The sequence below is a fragment of the Collinsella sp. 1033st1_E11_1033SCRN_220408 genome (genome assembly GCF_039062465.1).
In the GTDB taxonomy this organism is placed as follows: domain Bacteria; phylum Actinomycetota; class Coriobacteriia; order Coriobacteriales; family Atopobiaceae; genus Parolsenella.
Window position 1 is genome coordinate 279227 of the sequence record NZ_JBCLNF010000001.1, and the last position, 23197, is coordinate 302423.

24 protein-coding genes are annotated in these 23197 nt (G+C 61.0%); 22 read left to right on the plus strand and 2 right to left on the minus strand.

The genetic code is table 11. The features are described from left to right. The first annotated feature begins 25 nt into the window (after nt 1–25). The 13 genes from raiA to ABCN07_RS01180 all read left to right on the plus strand — a co-directional run bounded on the left by raiA (nt 26) and on the right by ABCN07_RS01180 (nt 12675). Nucleotides 26–598: a ribosome-associated translation inhibitor RaiA gene (gene raiA, locus ABCN07_RS01120; RefSeq protein WP_330028117.1), complete on the plus strand. Its 573-nt coding sequence runs from the start codon at nt 26–28 to the stop codon at nt 596–598. Next, nucleotides 591–1673: a DegV family protein gene (locus tag ABCN07_RS01125; protein WP_343005018.1), complete on the plus strand. Its 1083-nt coding sequence runs from the start codon at nt 591–593 to the stop codon at nt 1671–1673. The genes raiA and ABCN07_RS01125 overlap by 8 nt, the downstream gene beginning before the upstream one ends. A 65-nt stretch (nt 1674–1738) precedes the next feature. Then, nucleotides 1739–2809: an NAD(P)-dependent oxidoreductase gene (locus tag ABCN07_RS01130; protein ID WP_343005019.1), complete on the plus strand. Its 1071-nt coding sequence runs from the start codon at nt 1739–1741 to the stop codon at nt 2807–2809. A gap of 3 nt (nt 2810–2812) precedes the next feature. Beyond that, entirely contained in the window at nt 2813–3244 is a 432-nt protein-coding gene (locus ABCN07_RS01135; RefSeq protein ID WP_343005020.1) for a hypothetical protein, read from the plus strand. A 5-nt stretch (nt 3245–3249) separates the two neighbouring features. Continuing rightward, nucleotides 3250–4038, plus strand: a complete 789-nt coding sequence (locus ABCN07_RS01140; RefSeq protein ID WP_343005021.1) for an NYN domain-containing protein — start codon at nt 3250–3252, stop codon at nt 4036–4038. Between the two features lie 12 nt (nt 4039–4050). After that, on the plus strand, nt 4051–4659 hold the full coding sequence (locus ABCN07_RS01145; protein ID WP_343005022.1) for a hypothetical protein: 609 nt from the start codon (nt 4051–4053) through the stop codon (nt 4657–4659). A gap of 111 nt (nt 4660–4770) precedes the next feature. Beyond that, a complete protein-coding gene (locus ABCN07_RS01150) occupies nt 4771–5865 on the plus strand; it encodes an isocitrate/isopropylmalate dehydrogenase family protein (RefSeq protein WP_343005023.1) in 1095 nt (364 codons plus the stop codon). 97 nt (nt 5866–5962) lie between these two features. Beyond that, nucleotides 5963–6880, plus strand: coding sequence for a hypothetical protein (locus ABCN07_RS01155; RefSeq protein WP_343005024.1), 918 nt, complete (start codon nt 5963–5965; stop codon nt 6878–6880). Between the two features lie 7 nt (nt 6881–6887). Then, nucleotides 6888–8096, plus strand: a complete 1209-nt coding sequence (locus tag ABCN07_RS01160) for a purine-nucleoside phosphorylase (RefSeq protein WP_343005025.1) — start codon at nt 6888–6890, stop codon at nt 8094–8096. 322 nt (nt 8097–8418) lie between these two features. Beyond that, nucleotides 8419–8658, plus strand: a complete 240-nt coding sequence (locus ABCN07_RS01165) for a FeoA family protein (RefSeq protein WP_343005026.1) — start codon at nt 8419–8421, stop codon at nt 8656–8658. Between the two features lie 103 nt (nt 8659–8761). Then, on the plus strand, nt 8762–8989 hold the full coding sequence (locus ABCN07_RS01170) for a FeoA domain-containing protein (protein ID WP_320680320.1): 228 nt from the start codon (nt 8762–8764) through the stop codon (nt 8987–8989). Nucleotides 8990–9133: 144 nt separating this feature from the next. Next, complete coding sequence (locus ABCN07_RS01175) at nt 9134–11722, plus strand: FeoB small GTPase domain-containing protein (protein WP_343005027.1); 2589 nt, start codon at nt 9134–9136, stop codon at nt 11720–11722. 245 nt (nt 11723–11967) lie between these two features. Then, nucleotides 11968–12675 carry a 5'-methylthioadenosine/adenosylhomocysteine nucleosidase gene (locus ABCN07_RS01180; protein WP_343005028.1) on the plus strand — a complete coding sequence of 236 codons (708 nt, stop codon included), beginning with the start codon at nt 11968–11970 and terminating at the stop codon, nt 12673–12675. 114 nt (nt 12676–12789) lie between these two features. Here the strand turns inward: ABCN07_RS01180 and ABCN07_RS01185 are convergent, their stop codons facing one another. Next, nucleotides 12790–13989 (minus strand): M20 family metallopeptidase, encoded by a 1200-nt coding sequence (locus ABCN07_RS01185; protein WP_343005029.1) that lies wholly within the window; start codon nt 13987–13989, stop codon nt 12790–12792. Nucleotides 13990–14346: 357 nt separating this feature from the next. On the opposite strand from ABCN07_RS01185, the gene ABCN07_RS01190 reads away from it, so the two are divergent. Genes ABCN07_RS01190 through ABCN07_RS01215 form a run of 6 tightly spaced genes read left to right on the plus strand, consistent with a single transcriptional unit; the run spans nt 14347 to nt 19484 of the window. Next, entirely contained in the window at nt 14347–15510 is a 1164-nt protein-coding gene (locus tag ABCN07_RS01190) for a double-cubane-cluster-containing anaerobic reductase (protein WP_343005030.1), read from the plus strand. A 9-nt stretch (nt 15511–15519) separates the two neighbouring features. After that, nucleotides 15520–16287 (plus strand): acyl-CoA dehydratase activase, encoded by a 768-nt coding sequence (locus ABCN07_RS01195; RefSeq protein WP_343005031.1) that lies wholly within the window; start codon nt 15520–15522, stop codon nt 16285–16287. Between the two features lie 57 nt (nt 16288–16344). Continuing rightward, a complete protein-coding gene (selD, locus tag ABCN07_RS01200; protein ID WP_343005168.1) occupies nt 16345–17382 on the plus strand; it encodes a selenide, water dikinase SelD in 1038 nt (345 codons plus the stop codon). Between the two features lie 27 nt (nt 17383–17409). Further along, the gene (gene yedF / locus ABCN07_RS01205; RefSeq protein WP_343005032.1) at nt 17410–18030 is read left to right on the plus strand and encodes a sulfurtransferase-like selenium metabolism protein YedF; all 621 of its coding nucleotides are present in this window, start codon (nt 17410–17412) and stop codon (nt 18028–18030) included. A gap of 29 nt (nt 18031–18059) precedes the next feature. Continuing rightward, nucleotides 18060–18287 (plus strand): DUF3343 domain-containing protein, encoded by a 228-nt coding sequence (locus tag ABCN07_RS01210; protein WP_343005169.1) that lies wholly within the window; start codon nt 18060–18062, stop codon nt 18285–18287. Between the two features lie 36 nt (nt 18288–18323). Further along, nucleotides 18324–19484, plus strand: coding sequence for an aminotransferase class V-fold PLP-dependent enzyme (locus ABCN07_RS01215; protein WP_343005033.1), 1161 nt, complete (start codon nt 18324–18326; stop codon nt 19482–19484). 102 nt (nt 19485–19586) lie between these two features. Here the strand turns inward: ABCN07_RS01215 and yqeC are convergent, their stop codons facing one another. Then, a complete protein-coding gene (gene yqeC / locus ABCN07_RS01220) occupies nt 19587–20330 on the minus strand; it encodes a selenium cofactor biosynthesis protein YqeC (protein WP_343005034.1) in 744 nt (247 codons plus the stop codon). A gap of 112 nt (nt 20331–20442) precedes the next feature. Here yqeC and yqeB point away from each other — a divergent pair, with 112 nt between their 5' ends. The 3 genes from yqeB (at nt 20443) to modA (ending at nt 23194) form a co-directional block, all read left to right on the plus strand. Then, a complete protein-coding gene (gene yqeB / locus ABCN07_RS01225; protein WP_343005035.1) occupies nt 20443–21237 on the plus strand; it encodes a selenium-dependent molybdenum cofactor biosynthesis protein YqeB in 795 nt (264 codons plus the stop codon). Nucleotides 21238–21239: 2 nt separating this feature from the next. Beyond that, complete coding sequence (locus tag ABCN07_RS01230) at nt 21240–22211, plus strand: XdhC/CoxI family protein (RefSeq protein ID WP_343005036.1); 972 nt, start codon at nt 21240–21242, stop codon at nt 22209–22211. A 122-nt stretch (nt 22212–22333) separates the two neighbouring features. Next, a complete protein-coding gene (modA, locus tag ABCN07_RS01235; RefSeq protein WP_343005037.1) occupies nt 22334–23194 on the plus strand; it encodes a molybdate ABC transporter substrate-binding protein in 861 nt (286 codons plus the stop codon). The last annotated feature ends 3 nt before the right edge of the window (nt 23195–23197 follow it).

Sequence of the window (23197 nt, forward strand, 5' to 3'; positions counted from 1 at the left end):
TTTTGGCTCTAGGGTTGGAGGCACTATGGACATCAAGGTATCCGGTCGCAAGGTTACCGTTACTGACGCGCTGCGTAACTACGTTGACGAGAAGATCGGCGGGGCTCTCGGAGTCTTCGACATTCAGCCCATGACGTGCGACGTCGTCCTTCGAGTCGAGAAGAACCGCTCCAATCCCGAGGCAGCGGTCTGCGAAGTCACCGTGCGTGTTCGTGACAACGTGGTTCGCGTCGAGTCCGCAGATCCTGACATGTACGCCGCCATCGATATCGCCGCCGATAAGGTGACCCGTCAGATTCGTAAGTTCAAGACCAAGGTCATTGACCGTCGCCAGCGCACTCAGGGGCTGCCCGTCGCTCCCGTCTCGGGGGATTTGGCTGATCTCATCGAGGGCGATGATGACGAAGAGCTCGTTCGCGAGAAGGTCATCGACCTGCCGCCTATGAGCGAGGAAGAGGCACTCGTCCAGACTGACCTCATCGGTCACGACTTCTACGTCTTCACGAATGCCACCACTGGCCTTGTAAACGTTATTTATCGCCGCAAGAGCGGCGGATATGGAATCATTAAGCCCAAGATCGAGGAGCCGGATGAGTAGCGAGATTTCTGACAATTCAAACCTTCAGGCCGCGGGTTCTACGGAGCCCGCGGCCGTCGCATGCTTCGAGGCTGCGTCGGTCGTTGGAGAAGAGCCCGAGACCATTGCGCGCGCAGTTGGAGCAAGCTATCGCCGTGACGGCCAGTGCCGCATCATCGTGGACTCGTGTGCGGACTTTGCCCCGGAGGTCGCCCGTGCCCTCGGCGTCGAGATCGTCCATTTCCCGTTCGTAATGGAGGACGGGGAGCACGTGGATGACCTCTGGCGCTCCATGTCGCCTCATGAGTTTTATGAGCGCATGCGTGCCGGCGAGCACGTGTCGACGTCTGCCGTTACGCCCGGCAACTACCTCGAGGTGTTCGAGCGCATGGCCAAGGACGGTGTCCCTGCCGTTTACCTCGCCTTCACTCGTGGCCTTTCCTCCAGCGTCGACGCCGCTCGTCAAGCGGTTGACCTTGTCCGCGAGGCGCATCCCGGCTACGAGATTTACGTCGTGGACAATCTTTGTCCCTCCGCTGCGGCCGAGCTCTTGACCATCGAGGCCGTGCGTCAGGTGGGCAACGGCCTCACGGCGTCCGAGCTTGTCGAGTGGGCGGAAGAGGCCCGCTATTACATCCAAGGCTACTTTACGCTCGATAGTTTTGACGCCCTCGCGCGTGGTGGACGCATTCCGCCCGCGGCGGCGACCGTCGGTGGCAAGCTCGACATCAAGCCCGAGCTCTCCTATGACCTCAGCGGCGCCCTCACGCTTCGAGGTATGTGTCGCGGTCGTAAGAAGGCCCTTCGTGCCATCATTGCCGACTTCAAAGAGAACTACATTGGCGCGAGTGGTGTCATCACGCACATGCCCATCGGCATCGTGGACACTGACGCCGAGAAGGACGCGCGCTGGCTTGCTGACCAAATTCGCAAGGAGCCTGGCTGCCGCGACATTCCCATCATCCACAGCTCCGTCTCGCCGGTCATTGGCGCGCATGTGGGCCCCGGTATGGTGGCGTGCGTCTTCTGGGGCAAGGACCGTCGCGAGGCCCTCTCCTTCACGGATCGCATTGCCCGTAAGGTCCGCTCAAAGTAACTGATCCCCACGAGGGGGGAATCCTTGTTCATTTGCGGTCGTTTGCGCCGCCAGAAAGGAGCAGCATGACTGCAGCCAAAAACCTCAAGGTCGCCTTCATCGGTACCGGCATTATGGGCGCGCCCATCGCTGGCCACATCATGGATGCTGGCTATGACGTAACTGTCTACAACCGCACCAAGGAGAAGGCCGATGCCCTCATCACTCGAGGCGCTACCTGGGCGGATAGCCCTGCGGCGGCAGCCGCTGACGCAGACGTCATCTTTACGATGGTCGGCTATCCCTCTGACGTGGAGGATGTCTACCTTTCGACTGACGGGCTCATTCGCGTCGCAAAGAAGGGTGCATGGCTTATCGACCTCACGACCTCTTCGCCCGCGCTCGCTCGTGATATTCACGACGCGGCGGAGGTCGAGGACAAGCACGCCTTCGACTGCCCGGTGACCGGCGGCGAGCAGGGCGCCATCGACGGCACGCTGACCCTCATCGTCGGGGCCAAGGAGGAAGACGTCGCTCCGGTCCTTCCCATCCTCGAGTCCTTCTCCTCGAAGATCTTCTACTTCGACGCGGCTGGCGCCGGCCAGACCGCCAAGCTCTGCAACCAGGTCTCCCTTGCCGGCTGCATGGTCGGCATGGCCGATGCCCTCGCCCTCGCCGAGCAGGGCGGCCTTGACGTTTCCCGTATGCTCGAGATGGTCGGTTCCGGCATGGGCGGCTCCCGCGCGCTTACGGGCCTTGGTCCCAAGGCCCTCGAGGGAGACTACAAGCCTGGCTTCCTCGTCGAGCACTTCCGCAAGGATCTTGGCCTCGCCATTGAGCAGTCCGAGGACCTCGACATTACGCTTCCTGGTGTCGAGACTGCTTTCACGCTCTACGACATGCTCGATCAGATCGGTGGCGGCCGTCTTGGAACCCAGGCGCTCACCCTTCTCTACGCCGAGCAGGCTGACGCCGTGGCAGCGGGTCTGGACTGGGGCAAGCTAGACACCAGTGCCTTCGAGCCTGATGACCATGACCACGAGTGCTCCTGCGGCCACGACCATGGCCACGATCACGAATGCACGTGCGGTCACGATCACGACGGCGACCAAGAGTGTGCCTGCGGCCATGGCGACGGCTGCCATTGCGAGGAGTAGCGCGTGGGTGACGGTTTTGGCATCACTATCGTCAGCATCCTGTTCGCGGTCTTTGGCATCTTCATCGGGTTTCACCTCGGTGAAGATGCTGGAGGCCGCGTGAGGGGCACGACTGGCTTCTTCGCCGCTAATCTCGCTGCGGTTCTCGCGGGATCCTTCCTGTTCATGATTGTCTGGATGACGGGATATGTGGTTCTCGGCATGTTTGCCATCGGTGCCATCGCGGGCGCAATCGCCGGGCTTAAGTTCGGTTATGGCGAGTCGGTGGGTCCGTGGAAGTTCGTTGATCGCCTCATGACCCCTGAGGCTCGCGCTCGTGATCGGGAACGCGCCCGCGTCAAGCGTGCGGAACGCGAGCGAGCTCGCACTGGCGCGGCCGAGCCAGAGCTCATGAGCGTCGCCGACGACAAGAAGAAGGCTGGTAATCAGTCGTGAGTGAAATGGACCAATCGATCCCCGCGGCTCCTCAGGGCACGATTGCCGTGTTCATCGACTACGAGAACCTTGCTCTTGGTACTGGCAAGCGCAATCGTCGAGGCCATCAGGAGCCAGGTCCCGCGCCGGACGTCAAACGCATTCTCGAGCGCCTTGTCGAAAAGGGACGCATCGTCGTGAAGCGTGCCTATTGCGACTGGCAGCGCTTTGATGAGGCGGTAACGCCGCTGCATGAGCTGGGCATAGAGCTGATCGAGATTCCCGATCGAGCCTATACGGGCAAGAATTCCGCAGACATCCGCCTTGCCGTAGACGCCATGGAGATGTGTCTCACCAAGAACCACATTGACACCTTTGCGGTTCTCTCCGGCGACTCGGACTTCTCGCCGCTTGTCTCCAAGCTCCGAGAGTTCAACAAGACCGTGATTGGCGTGGGCATGCGCGAGGCGACGAGCACCTTGCTCACCGAGGTCTGCGACGAGTTCATCTTCTATGAGGACATCGTCTCCGCTGGTGGCGTTCCCGCCTACGAGGATCGGGTCCCGAAGGAGAAACTCGCTTGCTATAAGCTCATGTTGGAGACCGTCGACGCCCTCCAGCGAGAGACCGACAGCATCATTCGGGCGTCGCTCATTAAGGACACCATGCGCCGTAAGCAGCCGCAGTTCTCCGAGAGGAGCTATGGCTATCGTTCTTTCACGGCGCTGTTGCGCGAGGCCGCGTCGTTTGGCCTCATTGAAATTCACACCGACCCTCGAAGCGGCACCGCCGTTGTCGATGGGTTCTGCGAGTAGGGGAGGACCCGCATGACCGAGAAGACCACCACCGCGAGGTTTGGCGCTGGAAAGATTACCATGGTTGACCGCCTGATCGACGAGGTCTCCGGCCCCGTTCGTCGTGCTCGTCAGGAAGCTTCCCATACGCTCACGAGTATGCTTGCCGATGACCCCAACGCCCTTGGCGACAAGCTTCCGGCTGTTGCCGAGGCCATGGTCGACGCGTTGTTCCGTTCGGAGGCGCAGACGCGCTGGGAGGCACTTGATGCGCTCCGTTATATTGCCGATGTTGACCCCACGCTTGTCGAGGATTCCTACGAGGGCGCTGAGGCCTCGCTGTTTGATGAGAACAACTCTCGCGTTCGCGTTTCCGCCTTCTGCCTGATTGCTCGTATGGGTTCCAAATCCCCCGATGCTGCCGAGAAGGCCTGGCCTCTTCTCGACGAGGCCATCCAGTGCTATCACGGTGACCTTGGCTACCGCGATATGCTTGCTGGCATGCTTGAGTTCGTTCAGGGAGAGGCGAGCGATGAGATTAAGTCCGCCCTTGCTGAGCGCATTCGTTTCGACGCCGAGAACGGAAGAGGCTTCGTCAAGGATCGTTCTGCCGAGATCATCGCCATCGTCGACGGCAAGTAGGTTTCGGCTCTGTGAAGCCGTGCGCGCGCTTGCTTCGCCTTCAATTGTTCTTACGTAGAATCGCTTACGCAGCTAATAGCGGGTCGCTCCGCAATACGACGAGGGGGAAATATGGCCCATCAGGTAACGCTCATTCCTGGCGATGGCATCGGTCCGGAGATTTCTGCTGCCATGCGTGAGGTCGTCGAAGCCTCTGGCGTAAGCATCGACTGGCATGTCCAGGAGGCTGGCGCCCACGTCATGGAGGAAGAGGGCACTCCGCTGCCTGAGCGCGTCCTCGATTCGATTCGCGAGACCGGCACCGCCATCAAGGGCCCGGTTACCACGCCCGTGGGTTCCGGATTCCGCAGCGTGAACGTTGCACTGAGACGCGCCTTCGATCTCTATGCCTGCGTGCGCCCGTGCCTCTCGATGCCTGGCGACGGTAGCCGTTATGATGGCGTTGACCTCGTAATCGTTCGCGAGAACACGGAAGACCTCTACGCGGGCATCGAGTTCGATGAGGGTAGCGAGGGCGCTCGTTCTATCATCGACACCGTCGCCGCGCAGGGGGCCGGCACCATCAAGCCTGACTCCGCGATTTCGCTTAAGCCCATCAGCGTGAGCGGATCCGAGCGCATCATTCGCTATGCGTTTGATTACGCTCACAAGAACGGCCGCCGCAAGGTCACTGCCGTTCACAAGGCGAACATCATGAAGTGCACGGACGGCCTGTTCCTCCACACGGCCGAGCGCGTCGCTGCCGAGTACCCCGATATCGAGTTTGACAACAAGATTGTCGACGCCACGTGCATGGGCCTCGTGCAAAACCCCGCGGACTTCGATGTCATGGTCCTTCCTAACCTCTACGGCGACATCGTGAGCGACCTCTGTGCCGGTCTCGTTGGAGGACTTGGCCTCGCGCCCGGGTCCAACATTGGCCTGAACCAGGCCATTTTCGAGGCTACGCACGGTAGTGCCCCCGATATCGCGGGTAAGGACATCGCCAACCCCACGGCAATGATTCTCTCCGCGGCGATGATGCTCGATCACCTTGGCGAGAACGAGGCGGCGCATCGCATTCGCACTGCCGTGCGCGAGGTCCTCTCTGCCGGCGAGAGCGTCACTGCGGACATCAAGCGTGCCCTCACGGGCTCCACTGAGGGTTCCGTTGGGACGCGAGCCTATGGTGCCGCCGTCGCCGCTCGTGTTGCAGAGCTTGCCTAGCGTCAACGTGGTGTCTCCAACATTGGGGTAGACTTGCCAAAGTATGCATGCGCGGCCGGGTTTCTTACCCGGCCGTTCGATTGATTTGGAGTTTTCAATGGATGATAAGAAGTCTTCCGATAAGCATGCCTCGCAGGGCGCGCGTTCCGGCGGTGCTAGGTTCTCGCAGGCTCCTAAGGCTGCTGCCTCTGTTCCTGTCCAGATTCTTGCCGCAGGCGTCGTCATCGCTCTCGTCGTTGGCGTGCTCGTCGGTCACTTCGTTCTTGGGGGCGGTGCGCCGTCTCCGGCGTTCCCTGGCGCCACGACGGTTTCCGAGGGCGACCTCGACCGGGTGATTGCCTCCTATACCTATAACGGCAAGACTGAGACCATCACCGTTCGCGATGCCATCGAGTCCCAGATCTCGCTCGACTCCGCTAAGGATGCGGATGGCAACTACTCGTTGCCCAACGCCGACTCCACCCTTGCTGTCGCTCGCAACCAGATTCTTGCCAAGCAGGCAGAGGCCGAGGGAATCACGGTCTCAGATGATGAGATCGGCTCTTATGCCGAGCAGATCCTCGGTACGTCCGACATTGCCTCCCTTGCGCAGCAGTACGGCTTGACCGAGGATCAGGCAAAGGAAGTCGTTCGCGAGAGCGCTGCCATGTACAAGCTCAAGGAGAAGGTCTGCAGCACTCAGGCGGGTACCATCCCCGATGCCCCCACGGCTCCCGCCGAGGGCGCGGAGGATACCGCCACGAGCGATTACGGGGCTTACATCGTCAACCTCATCGGCGACGAGTGGGATGCCACCAATAACACCTGGGCGCGCACTGACGGTCCTTACTACGAGGCCCTGAAGGACGAGACCTGGACTCCCGATTCCGCCACGTACGCCCAGGCGCAGATCGCCTACGCCGTTGCCTATAAGCAGTATGCTTCTAACGCCACGGCGTCGAGCAGCGAGTGGACTGCCTACGTGAACGGCATCCTCTCCAGTGCTTCCATCCAGATCTATACCCTGGGCGCATAAGAGAGCCGTGGATCTTATCGTAAGCAGGTGCCTGTTGGGCGAGCGTTGCCGTTACGACGGTGGCGCTCGCCCTTGCGCGTCCGTAGAGGCACTCGTGCGTTCCGTGAGGAATGGGGGAGGACGCGTCGTTCCCATTTGCCCCGAGGTTGACGGCGGTCTGACCACTCCTCGACCGCCTGCCGAAATTCTCGGAGATTCCGTTGTCACCGTGTCTGGGGACGACGTAACCGCAGCTTATGTACGCGGGGCGAGGTTCGCCGCCTCTCGTGCTCGTGAGCTCTCTTCGCCGCTCGCCGTACTCAAGGCGAAGAGTCCGGCCTGTGGCTCCGGAGTCGTCTACGATGGAACCCATACAGGGAGACTCGTGAGGGGAACGGGTTTTGCGGCCCGTGCTCTCGAAAAGGAGGGAATCATCGTGGTTGATGAGAAGGTTGTCGAGGGTTGCCGTGCGAGCGTCGAGCATCCCGTTGCCATCGTCCTCGGAAGTGGTCTGGGTGCGCTTGCTGCCGCGGTCAAGCCCGTCCGTCGCATTCCGTATGCCGATATCGACGGGTTCCCGGTTACGGCTCGCCCGGTTGCCGGGCACACGTTTGAAGCGACGGTCGGCACCATCGATGGAGTACCCGTCGTCGTGTATCCGGGCCGCGTCCACCTGTATCAGGGCTATGATCCGGCCCAGGTGACCTCGCTTGTGCGCCACGCCTATAAGCTCGGTTGTCGCGACATCATCTTTGCCTGCGCGACGGGCGCCATTGCAGGGCGTGCCCATGTGGGCCTTGGCCTGATCACGGACCATCTCAACCTTACGGGTACGAACCCCCTTATCGAGGACGAGGACCTTGCCTGCGTCGAATCGCCCTTCGTTGGCATGACGGATGTCTACACGCCCTATCTGCGCAGTCTTGCCGCTGGGGTCGCAGCGGATAACGGCATCGACCTCCAACAGGGCGTTTATGCTGGCCTTCTCGGACCTTGCTTTGAGACCGGCGCCGAGGTTGCCATGCTCGGCAGCCTGGGAGCCTCCTATGCGGGCATGTCCCTTGTCTGCGAGGCTATCATGGCTCATGCCCTCGGTATGAACGTCCTCGGCGTCACCCTCGCTGCCAACATGGCTGGCGAGGCCGGCGTCACGCACGAATCCGTTCTTGAGGTCGCCCACGATCACGAGAAGGACTTCGAGACCCTCATTCGCGGAGTCCTCGCCCGTCTCAAGTAGGGAAGGGCTTGTTCCTTTGTACCGGTAGTTTTTTGATTGAGCCGCACCTTGCTGGGCCGTCTTGGCAGAAAGCCGAGGCGGCCTTTTTCTCGTTGATTCCTTGGGACAATCTTCGTTTTTGCTGGGACGATCTCCGGTATTTCTGAAGCAATCCCCGGTTTTGCTGGGGCAATCTTCGGATTTTTGTTCCCAGATCTCGGCATAACCAAATGTTAACCAAATCAAACGGTTCACCACGGTTGACTCATGCAAAAGTTAGGCACATACTACTCAAATTAGTTATGGAGTTAGTTGGGGACAACTTTTGGTTAGAGGAGCAGCTATGGTTGCAGCGTCAGTCGCACAGCTTCCGCTTGCCATGGCACGCGAGGGCGAAGACGTCCGCGTCGTGAGGGTCAGCGGCACCACCGAGATGCGACGTCACCTCGAGAACCTTGGATTTGTCGAGGGTGCCGTGGTCAGGGTCGTAACCCAGGGCGGTGCCTCGGGGTCCATCGTGAGGGTTAAGGGAGCCCAGCTTGGTCTCGATCGCACAATCTGCATGCACGTGTTCGTTTGCTAATTCGCCTATTCGCTCGCTTGGGTTTCGCATTACATCAGGCGAATTCGCATCTAGTTGTCGTTTCAGGCCGGCATGCCGGCAGAGAGAGGAAGAGAGGGAACAGGTGACTACGCTTAAGGACATACCAGTTGGGTCGTCTTGCACGGTGAAGGCACTCACTGGTGTCGGGGCCGTGAAGCGCCGCATCATGGACATGGGCATCACCAAGGGCGCCAAGGTGAAGGTCGTTAAGGTGGCCCCACTTGGTGATCCGCTCGAGCTCAACGTTCGTGGCTACGAGCTTTCCATCCGCAAGGATGAGGCCGAGAAGGTCGAGGTCGAGCCCGAGTAAGCGGGGATCGGCTTGGTGCCAGCTATGCTCCGCACGAGCGGAGAGGCGCGGTCTCGAGGGGATCTCCGCGCCCATCTGAAAAGGTCCGGCATAAGGGACCAGGGGGCCGACCCCGCCCCCAGCAACACATCAGGAAAGGGAGTCATGGAAGACCGCATGTATATCGCGCTCGCAGGTAATCCGAACTGCGGCAAGACCACGCTGTTCAACGCCCTCACCGGATCGAACGGCTATGTGGGAAACTGGCCTGGCGTCACCGTTGAGAAGAAGGAGGCCAACTGGAGGAAGGATAAGCAGATTACCTTCACCGACCTCCCCGGCATCTACTCGCTTTCTCCGTACTCTCCTGAGGAAGTCGTCTCGCGTGACTACCTCATCAAGAACCGCCCGTCTGCCGTTATCGACCTCGTCGATTCGACGAACCTCGAGCGCAACCTCTATCTTGCGACCCAGATTCTCGAGTGCGGCCTTCCCGTCGTTCTCGGCCTGAACATGCTCGACCTTCTCGAGAAGAGCGGCGACCGCATTGACGTGTCCGCCCTCTCTCGCGAGCTTGGCTGTGAGGTCGTTCAGGTGTCCGCCCTGCGCGAAACGAACGTCGATGACCTCGTCAACAAGGCCGTCGAGGCTGGCAAGGCGGGTACTGCTCCGGCTCCTGCCCGCGTCTTCTCCGACGAGGTCGAGGCGGCGCTTGCTAAGATCGAGAAGGGCATCGCCGGCAAGTGCGACGTTTCGCTGAACCGCTGGTTTGCCATCAAGGTGTTCGAGCGCGACGCCGCCGCCATCGAGCCCCTCGGCCTTTCGAATGCCGAGCTCGAGGCCTTCGAGGCTGACATCAAGGCTGTCGAGACCGCTCGCGATGACGACGCCGAGTCCATCATCACCTCCGATCGTTACGAGTGGATCGCGCGCGTCATGGACGCTTGCGTCGTGAAGGCTCCGAAGAAGCTCACCACCTCCGAGAAGATCGACAAGGTCGTTACCAACCGTGTCCTCGGTCTGCCGATCTTCGTCGTCGTGATGTTCCTCGTCTACTACATCGCCATCTCCACCGTAGGCACCGCTGGTACCGACTGGGTGAACGACAATCTCTTCTCTGACGGCTTCTTCGTCAACTCTGCCGGCCAGGAGCAGTATGAGGCCGATGCCGAGGAGTTTGCCGACAACCACTACGGCGATCAGATTTCCGGCTTTATCGCCGCTGCCGAGGATGACGGCGTCGTGACCGAAGACGGTGCGACCGAGGTCTCCGACGCTGTCGACGCCCTTGCGGAAGACCCTGAGGACGCCGACTCCGAGGCCATCGTTGACGGCTTCGTTGCCTCTGCTGCCGACGTGACCGCGAAGGACGTCGTGATCACCGACGAGGACGGCAACGACACCGAGGACACTATCCCCGCCGTCACGGCCGATGACTTCCTCGCCGCTGTCGATGCGCAGTCCGAGGAGCCCGATCCCGCGGACTACGACGGCTACGTCCCCTCCATTCCCGGTGCCGTCGAGGGCTGGCTTGATGACGCGGGTGCGTCTGATGCGGTCAAGTCCCTCGTCATTGACGGCGTCATCGGCGGCGTCGGCTCCGTGCTCGGCTTCATCCCGCAGATGTTCGTCCTGTTCGTCCTCCTTTGCTTCCTCGAGGACTGCGGCTACATGAGCCGTGTCGCCTTCGTCATGGACCGCGTCTTCCGTCGCTTTGGCCTCTCTGGTAAGTCCTTCATCCCGATGCTCGTGAGCTCTGGTTGCGGCGTGCCTGGCGTTCTCGCCACCAAGACCATCGAGAACGAAAAGGACCGTCGCATGACGGCCATGCTCACCACGATGATTCCGTGCGGAGCCAAGCAGCCGATCATCGCCCTCGTCATGGGCGTCCTCATCGGCGGTTCTGACGGCTGGTGGATCGCCCCGATGTTCTACTTCCTCGGCGTTGCCGCGATCATCATCTCCGGCATCATGCTGAAGAAGACCAAGGCCTTCGCTGGCGAGCCCACCCCGTTCGTCATGGAGCTCCCGTCCTACCACTTCCCGTCCATCAAGTCTTGGTGGCTCCACATCTGGGAGCGTGTCAGCGCGTACATCAAGAAGGCCGGTACGATCATCTTCGCCGCTGCCGTCGTGGTGTGGTTCCTCTCTAACTTTGGCTTTGACAACGGCGCGTTCGGCTTCCTGGCCGACGGCGACGTCGAGAAGTCCCTCCTGAAGGTCATCGCCGGTTCCATCTCCTGGCTCTTCGCCCCGCTTGGCGCCGACAACTGGATGGCCGCCGCCGCCTCCATCAACGCGCTCATCGCCAAGGAGAACTTGGTCTCGACCTTCGGAGTCCTGTTTGGTCTTGGTGACGCCACCGAGAACTCCCTCTCCATGTGGAGCGGCTTCGCTGGCATGTTTACGGATGCTTCCGGCATCATGCATGCCGGCGCCATGTGCGCGTTCGTTGCCTTCAACATGCTTGACGCTCCGTGCTTTGCCGCTATCGGTACGATTCGCAAGCAGATGGATGACCCCAAGTGGTTCTGGTTCGCCATTGCCTACCAGTGCGGCTTTGGCTGGGTTGTCGGCCTCATCATCAACCAGCTCTGGGAGCTCGCTGTTCTGGGTAACTTTGGCTTCTGGACCGTCGTGGCCTTCGTCGCGCTTGCTGGAATCCTGTTCATGCTCTTCCGTCCCGCTCCCAAGTACGACGGCAAGGACGAGCACATCCTCGATTCCCTTTCTGAGGCTGAGGCGTCGCTGTAGCGGCTAGGGTATGGCTGGCGACGTTCGAGACTCTTAGCAGCTAGTTCATCGCTCAGATCTAAACTCGCTCGTCATGTGCTTTGTGTAAGGGGCTGCGTGCCGCGATGCCGGCGCGCAGCCCCTTTGTTTCGTTCGTGCGAGTGGGTGACGCAAGCGAACCCTCACGAATGACGTTTTTTGCCGCGCGCGAATACGGCTTGGAGGGCGGGTATCATGAACCGTAGCCTGATGATTTGGGAGGTTGCATGGGAAACGTCAAGGTTGGCATCATCGGAGCGATGGATTCCGAGGTCGAGCTGCTTAAGAGTAAGGTCGAGGGCGCGACGGAGCACGACGTCGCGGGGCTGGTGTTCGTCGAGGGCATCATTGACGGGGTTTCTGTCGTCGTCGTCAAGTGCGGCGTCGGCAAGGTGAACGCGGCCATGTGTGCCCAGACCCTCGTTTCCCAGCTTGGCGCCACCTGCGTCATCAATACGGGCGTCGCTGGCTCCCTCGACAATAACATTGAGGTGGGCGACATCGTCGTCTCTACGGATGCCGTTGAGTACGACATGGACGTGACGCCCCTCGGCTACAAGCCTGGCGAGCATCCTGACCTGCATGTCATTGCCTTCGAGGCGGACCGCTCCCTTCGTGAGGCCGTGCTTTCCGCGGCGAAGGCGCTCGACGACGTGAATGTCTTTGAGGGTCGCGTCTGCTCCGCGGATAGGTTCGTCGCCTCGACCGAGGCCAAGGCTCAGATTACCTCGCAGTTTGGCGGTATGTGCTGTGAGATGGAGGGTGCGGCAATCGCCCACGTCTGCTATGTGGCTGGCGTTCCGTACGTTGTCGTTCGTGCCATTTCAGATAAGGCCGACGGCTCTGCGAGCGTTTCCTATCCGGAGTTCGAGGCGGCTGCGGCCAAGCACTGCGCTGGTGTCGTTCTTACGGCGCTCCCTCTCATTGCTAGGTAACGGCACGAGGACACTCGCTTCAATCCTTTGGCGCCCCGATGGTTCGATGACCCTCGGGGCGCTGTTTTGTCTCTTGTGTTTCTCGACTGGTGCCTGGCTTGAGGTGCGGACACGCTACCAGCAGACACGTTCGACAAGGCGAGTGAGCACCGCTTGGGCTCGGCACACATCCTCATGCGGCACGTATTCGTTGGGCTTATGGGCAAGCGCGAGCGATCCCGGCCCATAGCTCATGCAATTGTGATTCTGGCACGTGCCCGCTATGACCGCGGTGTCGGTGTAGCCTGTGAAAATGCCAACTTCCGCGGAAGTGCCCGTTACATCGGCGGTTGATTCAAGCAGCTCGGCCAGCAGGGGAGAGGCGGGGTCACGCTCGACGGCGGGACGGTCCCCGGTGATGACGAATGAACCGTGGCAGCCCTCCACCTCGCTCTCGGCGGCTGCAATCGCGTCCTGTACAATCTTCGTTGCCGCCTGCGTGTCGCAGGGCGGGACCAGCCTCATGTCAATCCAAACCTTGCACGAGTCGGGGACGACATACGGGCGATAACCGCCCTCGATCTGTCCAAACGTTACCGTGGATAGGCCAAGCTCGTCATGCGCGGGCTGGCTGCCAATCTCTCGGCGAATTTGATTGATGACTACTGCCATGGCAGCGATGGCGTCCGCTCCTTTCCACGGCTGGCTCGCGTGAGCGGTTACTCCCTGCATGGTAAGTTCGAACCACGTGCGTCCCTTATGAGCGACCTGGATCTGGGAGTCGGTCGGCTCGGTGTCAACAACCCATTCCGAGGTGCCGACCCAGCCCTGTTTGATGGCGGCCTCGACGCCACGCATAAAGTCTTCCTCGTCGACGCTGCAAATGAGCGAGAGCCCTCTCCGTGGAAGCTTGCCGGTCCTCGCCATTTTGTCGAGCGTAGCTTCGAAAGCGACCATAGCGCTTGCGAGACCGCTCTTCATGTCGCATGCCCCGCGGCCGTAGAGGCGCTCGTCGCGAATGAGGCCGGATAGTGGGTCAACGCCGTCGTCCCAACCGTCTCCGAGCGTCACGGTGTCCATATGGCAGATGAAGACGAGGCGGGGTTCATCAGTTGCGCCTGGGATGGTCGCCATGAGTTCCGTGCGCCCCGGGAGGATCTCGAGCTCATCGATTGAAACTCGTGACGCGAGCGATTCGGGGAGGTTTTCGATTCTCTGGCGTAGCCAGGTTCTGATGTGACGCTCGATCTCGCCTTCATAGGCCCCCGGATCGGAGCTGTCGATTTGTACGAGTTCGCGCGCGAGTTTCCAAGCAGCATCTTCGTTTGAGTCCATGGCTCCTCCTTAGGTATGTCTGATGCCATGGTAGGACTAGCCTGCGTTTTGGGTGATGTGGCTTCGTATTTTTTGGCCTGTGCGGGCGGGGAGACCTTTGTCCGGCATCGTCAAATCGTCGAGTCAGTCTCCGGGTAAGTGGTTGCGTTGTTCTATTGCGCAACAACGGTTGCTCGTAAACATACCGTTCACAGACCGCTATTCGTAAGCGCATATAACGTTCGCTAACATTCTGTACGGCAACCAAACCATGTGTCATTGGACGATGACTCACGGCGGCTGCCGGATAAGCAGTCTCTGCCGATGCGCTCTTGGCGCGATTCAATGCCGTCTGTAGATGAGGGAGGCTAAGCGCCCATGGAGGATACGTTCGACCAGTCGTTGCCGCGGACGTTCCAGGAGTTCAACGAGCAACGCAAGGCGAGCTTCATTCGCGTCAAGGACTACAAGCAGGCCGGTAATCGCCTTGTCGGATATCTTTGCAGCTATACGCCGCTCGAGATCGTGGACGCCGCGGGAGCTGCGGGCGTTTCCCTCTGTGGCACATCTGACGAGGTGATTCCCGAGGCGGAGAAGGTCCTCCCCGCCAATCTCTGCCCTCTCGTCAAGTCGACGTTTGGCTTCGCGTACTCTCAGAAGTGCCCGTTCACGCATTTCAGCGACATCATCATCGCCGAGACCACATGCGACGGGAAGAAGAAGATGTACGAGCTCCTGAACGACCTCAAGGAGACGTACGTCCTCCACCTTCCCCAGGGCCGAGACCGCGGCTACGAGCGCGAGGCGTGGTACGAGGAGTGCCGCCTCCTAAAGGAGCGTCTCGAGGACCTCTATGGCGTCACGATTACGGATGATGACCTGAGGACTGCCGCGGTGAGGCGCAACCGTCTCCGCGCCGCAAAGCTCGCGATGTATGGCCTCCAGGCATGCGAGCCTCCCGTCATGAGCGGCGTAGAGCTCATGAGCACGATGTTCGCGGGCACCTTTAACTTCGATGTCGACGCCTATATCGAGAAGCTCGAGACTGTGACCGCTGATCGTCGCGCTGCTTACGAGGCCGGCGAGCGTCCGATTCTGGCGGACGCGAAGCGCATTCTTCTCACGGGCTGTCCTGTGGGCGGCGTCATCAACAAGATTGGCCACAATATCGAGGTGAACGGCGGGGTCGTTGTCTGCATGGACGATTGCTCCGGCGAGCGCACGGCTCGCATGATGGTGGACGTTGACGCGCCTGACATCCTGCGCGCCATCTCTGACCGCTATCTCCAGATCAACTGTTCTGTCATGACCCCCAACGAGGGTCGCATGGAGAACACGCTGGCAATGTGCGAGAAGTACCACGTCGATGGCGTTATCGAGAGCGTGCTCTCCGCGTGCCATACGTTCAACGTCGAGAGTGCCCGCATGCAGGCGGCCGTCGAGGGCGCCGGTATCCCCTACATGAAGATTGAGACCGACTTCTCCAAGGGCGACCAGGGACAAATCGACACGCGCATTGCCGCGTTCATCGAGACTCTCTAGGGGTGGGGCATGTTCGGGGTCGGAATAGACATTGGGTCCACGGCAACGAAGCTCGCTGTCATCGATGGCGGCGGGGATATCCTCTTTACGAGGCAGATGCCCACGGGTTTTTCGAGCGTAGACGCCTCGGACCGTGCTCTCGAGGAGCTCCGAGTAGCCGGCTTTGATCCAGCTGATCCCGAGACGCGCGTGGTTGCGACCGGATACGGGCGCATAGCCGTTCCGTATGCCGACAAGGTCATTACGGAGATAACCTGTCATGGCGTGGGTGCCGTGAGACTCTTCGGGCCCGAAGGTACCGTTATCGATGTCGGAGGCCAGGATACCAAGGTGATCACGCTTCGTGGCGGCCGCGTTGCCAAGTTCGCGATGAACGATAAGTGCGCCGCCGGTACGGGGCGTTTCCTCGAAATCATGGCTGACAGGCTTGGCGTCTCGCAGGGAGAGCTCTCGCGTCTGGCTGCCGAGGGCGAGCCGACGAAGATCTCGAGTATGTGCACCGTATTCGCGGAGTCCGAGGTAATCAGCATGATTGGTCGAGGGGAGCCTCGCGCAAACATTGCGAATGGCGTCTTGGATAGCGTGTTGGGGCGAGTTGCGGCGCTTGCCGGGCAGGGTTCGGGTGCCCCATACTTCCTCACCGGTGGTCTTTGCGAGAATGACTATTTCGTTGCCCAGCTTGGGGAGAGGCTTGGGGCGCTGGTCACGACATGCCCGCAGGCAAGATTCGCAGGCGCGCTTGGTGCCGCCGAACGAGCGCTTGCCCTTGTTGGGTAGATAAGGCGTATTCGATTCGGGCGTTAGCCCGGCAACTGGGTTGGAGACACCATGGACATGACGGGAGTCAAGCTTACCGAGCTCGTTGAGGCCGCTGGTTGCGCTGCGAAGCTCGCGCCAGGGTACCTTTCGCAGGTCCTCGCGGACTTGCCTCGCGTCGCAAGCGACAAGCTGGTTGTCGGCTTCGACTCTTCTGACGACGCTTACGTCTATGACCTCGGCGACGGTAGGGGGCTCGTGGGGACGACGGATTTCTTCCCCCCGATGGTCGATGACCCGTATCTCTTTGGCCAGGTAGCGGCAGCAAACGCCCTCTCCGACGTATGGGCCATGGGCGGCAAGCCCGCGCTTGCGCTTAATCTCCTCTGCTTTCCCAATTGCCTCGGCCTTGAGGTGGCGGGGCAGATTCTTGCCGGAGGTGCCGACAAATGCCGTGAGGCGGGCGTGATCGTTGCCGGGGGCCACTCCATCAATGACCACGAGCCTAAGTTCGGCCTTGCCGTCACGGGCTTCGTGAACCTCGACCACCTTCTTGCGAATGCGGGCGCTCGTGAGGGAGACGTGCTCGTGTTGACGAAGGCCCTCGGCACCGGTGTCCTCACAACCGCCTACAAGGGTGGGATTCTCGACGACGATGGCGTCCGCGTAGCGACCGACTCTATGATCATGCTCAACAAATACGCCGCCGAGGCCCTCGACGGCCTCTCCGCGCATGCGGCAACCGATGTCACGGGCTTCTCGCTCATGGGTCATGGTTGCGAGATGGCGGAGGCGAGCGATGTCACGCTTGAGATATGGGCCGCACGCGTGCCGTTGCTCGCGCGGGCGCGGGAAATGGCAGCCATGGGTCTCATTCCCGCCGGCGCCTACCGCAACCGTGATTTCTTCGGCCCTCGCGTCGAGATGGAGCCTGATGTCCCGCTTGACCTTGCGGACGTCCTGTTTGATCCGCAGACCTCCGGCGGCCTTCTCGTCGCCATGCCCGAGGAGGAGGCCGGGGGATATGTTGCCCGGTTGAGGGAACTGGGGCAGCCAGCTGCGGTGATAGGCCGTGCTGTTGCTCGCGGAGAACGTTCTGTCCACGTTACGATGTAGATTCGCTTCGAGAAAGGAAGCTTAAGTATGTCTGAGAACAAGCTCGTCATCGACGCTCGCGGAGACGCCTGCCCCATCCCTGTCGTCAAGACGCTGAAGGCGCTTGGCGCGCTCGGCGGAGCTGGTGTGGTCGAGACCATTGTCGATAACAAGATCGCCGTCGAGAACCTCTCCCGCATGGCCACTTCCAAGGGTTGCGCTAGCAGCTTCGAGCAGACGGGCGACAAGGAGTGGCACGTCGTTACCACGGCCAACGGTGCCGTTGAGGTGTCCGCGGGCGAGCCCGAGGGCGTTACTTGCGCTGCTCCGGCGGACAACGTAGTTGTCCAGATCACGAGCGATGCCATGGGCACGGGCGACGACGTCCTGGGTAAGAAGCTGCTCAAGAGCTTCGTCTTCTCTCTGACGCAGCTGCCGCGTCTGCCCAAGACCATCCTGCTCTACAACGGCGGCGCCCATCTCTCCTGCGAGGGTTCGGATTCGCTCGAGGACCTCAAGAACCTCGCCAATGACGGCGTCGAGATTCTTACCTGTGGCACCTGCCTCGACTTCTATGGCATCACCGACAAGCTCGCCGTTGGCGAGGTCACCAACATGTACGTGATCGCCGAGAAGCTCGCTGGTGCATCCGTGGTCGTGAGGCCCTAGTGCCGCGCGTTCCGAGGCCTGCTCTCGTCGTGGCGTTTCCCACGACGGCGGCCGCCATGAGCTGCGAGGAGCTTTGCCAGTCTCAGGGCTTGCCCGGGCGGATGATTCCCGTTCCCGGCCAGGTCTCCGCTGGCTGCGGGCTTGCTTGGAAGGCGGCGCCAGAGGATCGCGACCTTCTCGAGCCTGCCCTCTCTGGGGCCGGCGTTCCCGTTGAGGGGTTCTTCACGGTTGAGCTGCTTGAATTCGTGAGGGGGTAAGGGCCTGCCTGGGCATGGCCTTTGGAGGACGACGCCATGATTTATCTCGATAACGCTGCCACGACGATGCGAAAGCCGCGAGAGGTTGTCGACGCTGTGGCAACTGCCATGGGTACGCTCGGCAATGCCGGGCGTGGGGCGAGCTCAAGTGCCATGGGCGCCGCTCGCACTATTCATGAGTGTCGAGAGCGCATGGCGAGGCTTCTTGGCTGCCCGAGGGCCGATCACGTTGCCTTTGCCCCCAACTCGACGGCGACCCTCAACTGCGCCATCAATGGCCTGGTGGGCGAGGGCGACCGCGTGGTGACCACGGTGCTTGAGCATAACTCGGTTCTTCGTCCGCTGAACAGGCTCGCGTCCGAGCGTGGCGTCCTCGTTGAGCACGTGGGTTGCGATGAGTTCGGACGCCTGGACATGGAGGAGCTTGAGCGCCTTGTCGTTTTGGGGACGCGAGCCGTCATCGTGACCGGAGCCTCAAACGTCACCGGCAACGCCGTGGATGTCGCGCGTGTCTCTCGCATCGCGCATGCCGCCGGGGCCGTTTGTATTGTGGATGCCTCGCAAAGCGCGGGTATCATCCCCATCGACATGGTCGAGCAGGGGTTGGACGTAGTCTGCTTCACCGGTCACAAAGCGCTGATGGGTCCCCAGGGGACAGGGGGTCTTGCTGTGACTGAAGGCGTCGACGTTCGTCCTTGGAATGTGGGCGGCACTGGCGTGCATAGCTTTGACCCAATGCAGCCCGAGGATTGGCCCACGCGCCTCGAGGCGGGTACCCTCAACGGGCATGGCCTGGCTGGTCTCGCGGCGGGCCTCGAGTTCCTTGATGCCAACGGAGGCGTCGAAGCGATGGGCGAGCACGAGGTGGCCATGGCACGGCGTCTGTATGAGGGCGTGCGTGGTATTGAAGGCGTGACCGTCTACGGTGATTGGGAGACCTTCTCGTCTGGCGAGTCTCCTCTCCGGGCGGGCGTTCTTTCCCTCAACGTTGGTGACATCTCGTCCGCCGACGTGTCGGACATGCTTATGCAGGGCTGGGGCATCGCGACCCGTCCAGGTGCCCATTGCGCGCCTCTCATGCATGAGGCGCTTGGCACGCGTGAGCAGGGCGTGGTTCGCTTTTCCACGAGTTGGTTCACTACGCAGGAGGAGATAGACACGGCGATCGAGGCCGTTCGAGAGATTGCGCAAGGCTAACTGCGTTCCGTGTGGTTTAGCGGCGCCAACACATCGCCTGCTCGCTAGTGTTTGGGCTAACGGGCAGGCGATGCGCCATCGCGGGCTGATGTCATCGTCTAGCTACCGGATCTCTGCGAGATCGTGTCTGCGGATGCTGCCCGCGAGCATGGGCACCTTCATGCCCATGGCGATGAGCTCCTCGTAAAAGGCGTGAGCAGCTTCAATCGTCTCAGGGCTTTCTGCTTGGTTGACTATGATCAGGTTTGGGTCTATGGCACCCCTCCTGGCCTCCGTGGCAAGATGCCGAGCGAGAAGCTCTGGCGTAACCACATCATTCTGCTCGCACCCCGAGTTCTCGCAGAAGAGCTCTGCCCTATGAACGGTTTCCGCCACGGGCTTATCAAGGGCGCTGGCACCAATGACCATGATCGTCAGGTCGCTGCCGTCCGGAACGACGGGCTCGCGATCGCTGTGTGCTTTGACGGGCATGTGCCTCGAGCCATCTGCTTCGACGAGCACGAAGTCTGCGAGGCTTGCGAGATCTTGCGGTGCGATCCGTGAGGGTGCCAGTTTGCCCGCATTTCGCGCTTCGTGAGCGGGCGTGCCAACGCAGATGACTCGCTGGGTCTCGACCTGTCGCGCGACCTCAAACTCGTCAGCGGAAACAACGGTGTCGATTCCGCTGAAGGGTAGGAAATGGGTCGTCGTAGCGAGGATCACGGTCTTTCCCTCCGCGACGAGCTCATCCGCAAGCGAGCGCAGCAGCGTCGTCTTGCCACCTCCGCCGATGACGGACCAAATCGTGCCGTTCTCCTGTCGATTCGGCGCGCTCGCAGTTCTTTTGATGCCACGATAACAATCCATTAGCAACCCTAACTCAAAGTTTGGTATACCGTTGTTGTCGTATGATGACTACGCTTTGCCATAGCGGGAAACTGCTTACCATTGTGGCTGTCTTTGGGGAACGGTGAGTTACATGCTCGTTGAGATTCGGGGAGCGGGGGATATCGCTACCGGCATCGCGCTTCGCCTGAGGCGCGCCGGGTGCAAGGTCGTCATGTGCGACATCGCGGTTCCCACGTCCATCCGCCGTACCGTCTGCTTTTCTGAGGCCATCCGCCTTGGCTCATGTGAGGTTGAGGGCGTTTGCGCTCGTCTTGCCAGCTCCTGCGCGGAGGCTCGTTCAATCGTCGTCAACGGTGACGTCGCGGTTCTCGTCGATCCTGAGGGTGAGAGCATTTCGGAGTTGAAGCCGCAGGTTGTTGTCGATGCCATCCTCGCCAAGAAGAACCTTGGCACAAAGCGCTCCATGGCTCCGTATGTTATTGGCGTTGGCCCGGGCTTTTATGCAGGCAAGGATTGCGATGCAGTCGTCGAGACCAATCGAGGGCATTTCCTCGGCCAGGTCATCTGGGATGGTTCAGCTGCCCCCAACACCGGTATCCCTGGCGTCATCGCTGGTCATTCTGCGGACCGCGTGCTGCGCGCTCCCGCAGACGGCGTCTTTGAGCCGGTCCTCCAGATTGGCGACGTCGTGCGCGCCGGCCAGGTTGCCGCAACCGTGTCCGGCGTTCCCATGACTTGCACTATCAACGGTGTCCTGCGTGGCCTTCTCCAGGAGGGCGTTGAGGTGACGGCGGGCATGAAGTCCGGCGACATCGACCCGCGTTGTGAGCGCTCGCACTGCTTCTCCTCGTCTGACAAGGCCCGCGCCGTTGGTGGGGGCGTGCTCGAGGCGATTTGCATGCTCACCTCGAGGTTGGAGGGTTAGGGATGGAAGGCATCTCTCTTCTCCGCCGCGAACTTGCGGAGCTTGAGGCCGGAAGGCCCGTTGCCGAGGCCGTCGTGCTATCTACTGCGGGGTCGGCCGCCCGCGCCGCCGGCGCCCGGATGGTGCTTCTCGAGGACGGTTCCTTTCTGGGGACGGTTGGCGGTGGCTCTCCCGAGCTCGAAAGCCAGAGGCTCTGCCACGACGTGCTTTCTGGCAAGCCCGCCCTGCGAATGAACTTCAAGCGAGGTGTGGTTGATATCGCCTGCGGGGGCTCTCAGCTCATCGGCATTCGCCGTCTATCGTCTCGCGACATCCCAGCGCTTGAGGCCGCTATCGAGTCCGCCGACGCGGGGACACCGGTCGAGCTTGTCGTTGATTGGTCCGCCTCCGTCCCCGTCGCTGCCGTTGGGGGGTCCGCAGGGGCTGATTCGACCCCGCGGGTGGAGGGCGACCGCTATCTCGAGCCCGTGGTGTGCGCTCCCCGTTGCGTCATCTTTGGCGGGGGACACGTCGGCAGGGCGCTCGTGCCGGCACTCGCCGCGATCGATTTCGACGTCGTGGTTGTTGACGACCGTCCGGAGGTGGCACGCGTCGAGAACTTTCCGGCCGCCTCGAGCGTCATCCTCGGCGATTTCAAGGATATTTCTGCGAGCGTCACGGTTGGTGATCGCGATTACGTCGTTGTCATGACTCATGGGCACGCGGCTGACGAAGACGTCGTCTCACAAGTAGTCGAGGCCCATCCGCTTTATCTCGGCTGCATGGGTAGCAGGAACAAGAGACGAGTCCTCGAAGGCGTGCTCACCTCGCGTGGCGTCTCTGCGGATGAGGTCGCTGCCGTCGATCTTCCCATTGGCCTGCCTATTGGTGCTGTGACTCCCGCGGAAATTGCGGTTTCAATTGCCGCAAAGATGATCGAAGTCCGTTCGGGCCATCGTGTTTCTCGGGCGATAGGCTGCCCCAGCTACCTGTAAGAAGGGTCTCATTGCACGACAACCGTAGCGTCGTGCGTAAACATGGCGACCGTTGTGTATTTCGCAAAACAACGAATCGCATAGATTGCCCACGGAACGCACGGCTGAAAGGAAAGGCCTTCATGAAATCCATCACTCGCAAGCAGGCAATCGCTTCCATCGGGGCGGGTGCCGCTGCCGTCGCTGGCCTCGGGCTCGCCGGATGTGGCAGCTCTGGCCCCGCCGCGACGTCGTCCGCTGCGTCTGACGAGAAGCTCATCGTCTTTGCCGCGGCAAGCATGACCGAGAGCCTCACCAAGGCGACTGAGTCCTTCACGAAGGACGCTGGCACCGAGGTTAGCTTCAATTTCGATTCCTCCGGTACCCTGAAGACCCAGATTCAGGAAGGTGCCGAGTGCGACGTCTTCATCTCCGCCGGACAAAAGCAGATGAACCAGCTCGACGCCACCGCAGACCCCGAGGTCAACACCGAGGGCCTCGATCTTATCGAGTCCGACACGCGCTTCAACATCCTCCAGAACGAGGTCACGCTCGTTGTCCCCGAAGGCAATCCCAAGGGCATCCAGAACTTCGAGGACCTCGCTGAGCACCTCACGGCTGGCGACGTCAAGCTCGCCATGGGTAACTCCGATGTTCCCGTTGGACAGTACACCCAGAAAATTTTGAAGTACTTCAACCTCAACGAGGACGAACTCGCGGATTCTGGCGTGATCACCTATGGCACCAACGTCAAGGAGGTCACGACCCAGGTATCCGAGGCGGCTGTCGACTGTGGCGTCATTTATCGTACCGATGCGGTGTCAGCAGGCCTCGCGGTCGTCGATTGCGCTACCAAGGATATGTGCGGCGAGGTCGTCTATCCGATCGCCATCGTCAAGGGCACGAAGCGCGAGGACGCCGCCAAGTCCTATCTCGAGTTCCTCAAGGGCTCCGAGGCCTCCGCTTGCTTCGAGGAGGTCGGCTTCAAGCCGCTGTCCGCGTAATTG

Coding starts and splice junctions, on each gene's coding strand:
- yqeC (WP_343005034.1), bottom strand. CDS start 20,330: ATGGATTGTTATCGTGGCATCAAAAGAACTGCGAGCGCGCCGAATCGA.
- yedF (WP_343005032.1), top strand. CDS start 17,410: ATGTCTGAGAACAAGCTCGTCATCGACGCTCGCGGAGACGCCTGCCCC.
- ABCN07_RS01195 (WP_343005031.1), top strand. CDS start 15,520: ATGTTCGGGGTCGGAATAGACATTGGGTCCACGGCAACGAAGCTCGCT.
- ABCN07_RS01155 (WP_343005024.1), top strand. CDS start 5,963: ATGGATGATAAGAAGTCTTCCGATAAGCATGCCTCGCAGGGCGCGCGT.
- modA (WP_343005037.1), top strand. CDS start 22,334: ATGAAATCCATCACTCGCAAGCAGGCAATCGCTTCCATCGGGGCGGGT.
- raiA (WP_330028117.1), top strand. CDS start 26: ATGGACATCAAGGTATCCGGTCGCAAGGTTACCGTTACTGACGCGCTG.
- ABCN07_RS01230 (WP_343005036.1), top strand. CDS start 21,240: ATGGAAGGCATCTCTCTTCTCCGCCGCGAACTTGCGGAGCTTGAGGCC.
- ABCN07_RS01180 (WP_343005028.1), top strand. CDS start 11,968: ATGGGAAACGTCAAGGTTGGCATCATCGGAGCGATGGATTCCGAGGTC.
- ABCN07_RS01190 (WP_343005030.1), top strand. CDS start 14,347: ATGGAGGATACGTTCGACCAGTCGTTGCCGCGGACGTTCCAGGAGTTC.
- ABCN07_RS01175 (WP_343005027.1), top strand. CDS start 9,134: ATGGAAGACCGCATGTATATCGCGCTCGCAGGTAATCCGAACTGCGGC.
- ABCN07_RS01215 (WP_343005033.1), top strand. CDS start 18,324: ATGATTTATCTCGATAACGCTGCCACGACGATGCGAAAGCCGCGAGAG.
- ABCN07_RS01150 (WP_343005023.1), top strand. CDS start 4,771: ATGGCCCATCAGGTAACGCTCATTCCTGGCGATGGCATCGGTCCGGAG.
- ABCN07_RS01165 (WP_343005026.1), top strand. CDS start 8,419: ATGGTTGCAGCGTCAGTCGCACAGCTTCCGCTTGCCATGGCACGCGAG.
- ABCN07_RS01125 (WP_343005018.1), top strand. CDS start 591: ATGAGTAGCGAGATTTCTGACAATTCAAACCTTCAGGCCGCGGGTTCT.
- yqeB (WP_343005035.1), top strand. CDS start 20,443: ATGCTCGTTGAGATTCGGGGAGCGGGGGATATCGCTACCGGCATCGCG.
- selD (WP_343005168.1), top strand. CDS start 16,345: ATGACGGGAGTCAAGCTTACCGAGCTCGTTGAGGCCGCTGGTTGCGCT.
- ABCN07_RS01185 (WP_343005029.1), bottom strand. CDS start 13,989: ATGGACTCAAACGAAGATGCTGCTTGGAAACTCGCGCGCGAACTCGTA.
- ABCN07_RS01145 (WP_343005022.1), top strand. CDS start 4,051: ATGACCGAGAAGACCACCACCGCGAGGTTTGGCGCTGGAAAGATTACC.
- ABCN07_RS01140 (WP_343005021.1), top strand. CDS start 3,250: ATGGACCAATCGATCCCCGCGGCTCCTCAGGGCACGATTGCCGTGTTC.
- ABCN07_RS01130 (WP_343005019.1), top strand. CDS start 1,739: ATGACTGCAGCCAAAAACCTCAAGGTCGCCTTCATCGGTACCGGCATT.